The following is a 349-nucleotide window of genomic DNA, read 5'->3' as shown; positions in this document are numbered from 1 at the left end:
AGTAGGCAGCGGCCCAGAGCGGGGCCTGGTAGGAGTCGGCAAGCAGTTGGTGCACGGCTTGGTGGACTTCAGTGATCTCTTGGAGCGGCCGGGCGGCGAGCAGGGCGGTTACCTCTTGGGCGATGTCCTCGGGATCCGCCGGAGCGGGTGCCTGCTGGCGCGCTTGCTCGATCAACTTCCAGAACTGCCGTATGTCCATGGCGGCAGAGCTTGCCATGAGGGTCCGACGCGAGGGCACGGGCAGGCACGACGTCCCCGGATCAGAGTGGTCGACGGTCTGAGGCCTGTTCCGGGGGAGATCCTGGGGACGCGCGCCGGCTCCGCTGGCGCCCTGTGGATGATGCCCCAG

1 protein-coding gene is annotated in these 349 nt (G+C 68.2%); it reads right to left on the bottom strand.

The genetic code is table 11. From position 1 onward, the window contains the following. Positions 1-199, bottom strand: a 199-nt coding sequence (locus tag AC1DYK_RS36420; protein ID WP_478170693.1) for a DUF4240 domain-containing protein, incomplete at its 3' end; no start/stop codon positions are given. Between the last annotated feature and the right edge of the window lie 150 nt (positions 200-349).

Source organism: Variovorax sp. P2_H12, assembly GCF_056403395.1.
This window is presented reverse-complemented; position numbering and strand designations above follow the sequence as displayed.